Genomic DNA, 4,032 nt, shown 5'->3' with positions numbered 1-4,032 from the left:
AGATCCTCGGCATTGGCGGCCTCGCCGGGCACGGCCATCGCGCCCTGTTCTTCGGCCTGTTCGGCGCGCCAGGCTTCCGCGAGGGGCGGGTCGAGATCGACGGCAAGCCGGTGCGCATCGCCTCGTCGCGCGACGCCATGCGCGCCGGCATCGCGCTCGTGCCGGAGGACCGCAAGAGCGAGGGGCTGTTCCTGTCGCTCTCCGTGCGCGACAATTTCACTCTGCCGATCCTGCGCCGGCTCTCCCGTTTCGGCATTCTGCGGCTGGGGGCGGAGCGCGCGCTGGTGGCTGAAAACATCCGGCGGCTCGCCGTGCGGACGCCCTCGGCGGCGCAGCGCGTCGGCGCGCTGTCGGGCGGCAACCAGCAGAAGGTGCTGCTCGGCCGCTGGCTGATGACGCAGTCGCGCATCCTGCTGCTCTACGACGTCACCCGCGGCGTCGATGTCGCGACCAAGCACGAGATCTATGAACTCGTCGCCGGGCTCGCGCGCGAGGGCTATGCGATCCTGTTCTATTCGTCGGATGCCGAGGAACTCGCCCATCTCTGCCATCGGGTGAAGGTGATGCGGCGCGGCGCCTTCGTCGCCGAGATTGCGGCGGCGGACCTGTCCGCGGAGGCGATCGTCGCCGCCGCCATGCGTGAATCCGGTCAGAAAGAGGTGCCCAATGCCGCCTGACGCCACGGCCGCCGCGCTGCCGCGCGGAAGCCGCCTCGGCCACACGATCGCCCAGAATATCGGGCTGATCCTCGCCTGCGCGATCCTGATCCTCGCGGTGTTCGGCTTCGCGCTGATCTACGGGATCGAACAGCATCGCCTGCCGGGCAATTTCGAGCTGACCTCGGCCGTCAACTCCGCCATCCCGCTGGTCTTTGCCGCAGTCGGGCAGAGCTTCGTGGTGCTGACCCGCGGAATCGACCTCTCGGTCGGCGGTGTCGTCGATCTCGCCAATGCGATGGCCGCCGTGACGATGGGCAAGACGCTTGGCAGCGCGCTCGGCTGGTCCGCGATCATCCTGATGACGGGGGCGGCCTGCGGGCTGGTGAACGGATTGCTGGTCGCGCTCGGCCGGTTGCCGCCGATCGTGGTCACCCTGGCGACCCTGTCGATCTTCCAGGGCCTGGCGATCCGCGTCCTGCCCGAGCCGGGCGGCGCGATCCCGCCCGCCTACACGAACCTGCTGGTCAACCCCAACGGGCCGTGGGCGCTGGTCTACATCCTGGTGCTGGGCCTGGGCTGGGCGGCGTTCCGGCGGTCGCGCATGGGCGTGGATCTCTATGCGATCGGCAATGACGAGGCCTCGGCCTCGGCGCTGGGCGTGAACGTGCTGCGCACCAAGATCATCGCCTATGTGCTCGACGGCACGCTGGGCGCTGCGGCCGGGCTGTTCCTTGCCGCCTCGGCCACAGCGGGCGACGCGACGACCGGCAACTCCTACACGCTGTCATCGATCGTCGCGGTCGTGCTCGGCGGTATTTCGCTGTTCGGCGGACGCGGCTCGGCGATCGGCGCGATCGCCGGCGCCTTCATCACCACCCTCATCGTCAACATCCTGTTCTTTGGTCACGTGAACCCGCTCTACCAGTCCTTCTACGAAGGCGTGTTCCTGATCATCGCGGTCGTGCTGGGCGGCGCCATCGGCGGCGCGATCAGGCGGCGGCGATGAGCGCGCTCTCCGTCGACACGCGGCGCATCCTCTATGCGATCGCCGCCGCCATCGCCCTGTTCCTGATCGGCGAAGCCGCCCATCCCGGCTTCCTGTCCGGCGGCAGCGTTTCCTCGATCCTGGTGATCGCCTCCTTCGTCGGCCTGGTGGCGGCGGGGCAGTGCTTCGTCATCCTGATCGGCGGCATCGATCTTTCGGTGCCCTGGGTACTCAACGCCGCGGCGATCCTGCTCACCACCACCTCGCTCGGCAAGAACGCCGCCGCGCCGGAGGCGATCGTGGTCGCCCTCGGCATGGGGCTGCTCGTCGGCGCCGCGAACGGGATCGGTGTTGCCTTCCTCGGCATTCCCGCGGTGGTGATGACGCTTGCCATGAACGGCATCGTCGAGGGGCTGACCCTCGGGCTGACCGGCGGCTTCACCTGCTCGTCGTGCTCGTCCTACGCGCCGCCGGCGATCCAGACCCTGGCGCATGGCACCCTGCTCGGCATTCCCGACGCGCTCTGGCTCTGGGCGGTGATTACCGCGCTGGTGAGCGGCGCCCTCGCCGTGACGCGCTTCGGACGCGCGACCTACGCACTCGGCACCAACCCGCTCGCCGCGACCCTCGCGGGGATCGACGCGCGGCGGATGACGATCCTGCTCTATGCATTGTGCGGCGGGTTCGCGGCACTCGGCGGCGTCATGCTGGTGGGCTTCGGCGGGCAGGCCTCGCTCGGGCTGGGCGATCCCTACCTGTTCACCTCGATCGCCGCGGTGGTGATCGGCGGCGTGAACATCCTCGGCGGGCGCGGGAACTATCTCGGCGTCGCCGCCGGCGCGGTCAGCCTGACCGTGCTGGTCTCGGTGCTGCTCGCGCTTTCGATGCCCGACTATGTCCGCAGCATCGCCTATGGCGTCGTCATCCTCGCGCTGCTGCTCGCCTATGGGCGGGAGAAGGAACGGTGAGCGCCTGGCAGCCGGCCGGGTGCTACCCCGATCCGGCGATCCACACGCTCTCGCCGTCCTTCGCGCGCTACCGGCTGTTCAACGCGGCGGTCGAGCGGCTGGCCGAGGGATGCCGCTGGGCCGAAGGGCCGGTCTGGTTCGGCGATGGGCGCTTCCTGCTGTGGAGCGACATTCCGAACGACCGGATGCTGCGGTGGGATGAGACCGATGGCAGCGTCAGCGTGTTCCGCCAATCCTCGGGCCATGCCAACGGCAACACCCGCGACCGGCAGGGACGGCTGATCACCTGCGAGCATGGCGGGCGGCGTGTCATCCGCACCGAGATCGACGGCAGCATCACCGTGCTGGCGGACGGATTCGGCGGGCGGCGGCTCAATTCGCCCAACGACGTCGTGGTGAAATCCGATGGCAGCATCTGGTTCACCGATCCGCCGTTCGGCATTGCCGGGTGGTATGAGGGGCATCGCGCCGAGGCGGAGCTGGCCCCGGCGATCTACCGGATCGACCCGGTGACGGGCACTGTCACTATGGTGGCCGACGACATCGCGGGACCGAACGGACTGGCGTTCTCGCCGGATGAGAGCCGGCTTTACGTCGTCGCCTCGCGATCGGAGCCCCACCGCGCCATTCACGTGTTCGACGTGGTGGACGGAAGCCGCCTTGCGAACAACCGGCGGCTGATCGATGCCGGCCCAGGCGGCACGCCGGACGGCTTCCGCGTCGATATCGATGGCAATCTCTGGTGCGGCTGGGGCATGGGCGACCCGGCGCTTGACGGGGTGATGGTCTTCGATCCCGAGGGAACGCCGATCGGCCGCATCGCCTTGCCGGAACGCTGCGCCAATGTCTGTTTCGGCGGGCGGCACCGCAACCGGCTGTTCATGGCGGCGAGCCGGAGCATCTACGCGCTCTACGTCAACACCCAGGGCGTGCGCGGCGGCTGAAACCCCCGCCATCGTCCCGATGGCGGGGATGGTGGTGGTTCAGAAATCTTCCCAGTCATCGGCGTCGGCACGGCCTGGAGCCGCCGGGAGAGCCGCGAGGACGGCCGGTCTTGGCGCGTGACGCGGCGCCGGCCTTGCGGGCGCGGCAGGGCGCGGCTTCACCGGTCGCGGCGCCGTGTCCACGACGCCACCGAGATCAAACCGTGCGATGAGGCTGGCAAGCTGTTCCGCCTCCTGCGCGAGGTTATGGCTGGCGGCGGTGGATTCCTCGACCATGGCGGCATTCTGCTGCGTGGTCTGGTCCATCTGGCCGACAGCGGTATTCACCTGCACCAGCCCGGTCGACTGCTCCTGCGCCGAGGCGGCGATTTCGCCGACGACGCCGTTGATCTCGCCGATCTGGGCAACGATCCGCTCCAGCGCCCGGCCGGTCTGCCCGACCAGGTCGACCCCCGCGACCACCTGCTGGTTCGATG

General features: G+C 69.2%; 5 protein-coding genes. 4 read left to right on the top strand and 1 reads right to left on the bottom strand.

The genetic code is table 11. The annotated features are described in order from the left end of the window. From APM_RS17000 to APM_RS16985, 4 genes are all read left to right on the top strand, one after another. Positions 1 to 677: ATP-binding cassette domain-containing protein (locus APM_RS17000; RefSeq protein WP_007424629.1), on the top strand; the 677-nt coding region annotated here is incomplete at its 5' end. Beyond that, positions 667 to 1,665, top strand: a complete 999-nt coding sequence (locus tag APM_RS16995; protein ID WP_007424628.1) for an ABC transporter permease — start codon at positions 667 to 669, stop codon at positions 1,663 to 1,665. The genes APM_RS17000 and APM_RS16995, both read left to right, overlap by 11 nt. Next, positions 1,662 to 2,612 (top strand): ABC transporter permease, encoded by a 951-nt coding sequence (locus APM_RS16990; RefSeq protein ID WP_007424627.1) that lies wholly within the window; start codon positions 1,662 to 1,664, stop codon positions 2,610 to 2,612. Before APM_RS16995 ends, APM_RS16990 begins: the two co-directional genes overlap by 4 nt. Next, positions 2,609 to 3,556: an SMP-30/gluconolactonase/LRE family protein gene (locus APM_RS16985; protein ID WP_007424626.1), complete on the top strand. Its 948-nt coding sequence runs from the start codon at positions 2,609 to 2,611 to the stop codon at positions 3,554 to 3,556. The genes APM_RS16990 and APM_RS16985 overlap by 4 nt, the downstream gene beginning before the upstream one ends. Positions 3,557 to 3,595: 39 nt before the next feature. Here the strand turns inward: APM_RS16985 and APM_RS16980 are convergent. After that, the coding region (locus APM_RS16980) for a methyl-accepting chemotaxis protein (protein WP_007424625.1) at positions 3,596 to 4,032 on the bottom strand (437 nt) is incomplete at its 5' end.

This window comes from Acidiphilium sp. PM (genome assembly GCF_000219295.1).
Lineage (GTDB): Bacteria > Pseudomonadota > Alphaproteobacteria > Acetobacterales > Acetobacteraceae > Acidiphilium > Acidiphilium multivorum.
The sequence above is the reverse complement of the archived record's forward strand: the minus strand, read 5'-3'. Positions and strand labels throughout refer to the sequence as shown.

Coding starts and splice junctions, on each gene's coding strand:
- APM_RS16995 (WP_007424628.1), top strand. CDS start 667: ATGCCGCCTGACGCCACGGCCGCCGCGCTGCCGCGCGGAAGCCGCCTC.
- APM_RS16990 (WP_007424627.1), top strand. CDS start 1,662: ATGAGCGCGCTCTCCGTCGACACGCGGCGCATCCTCTATGCGATCGCC.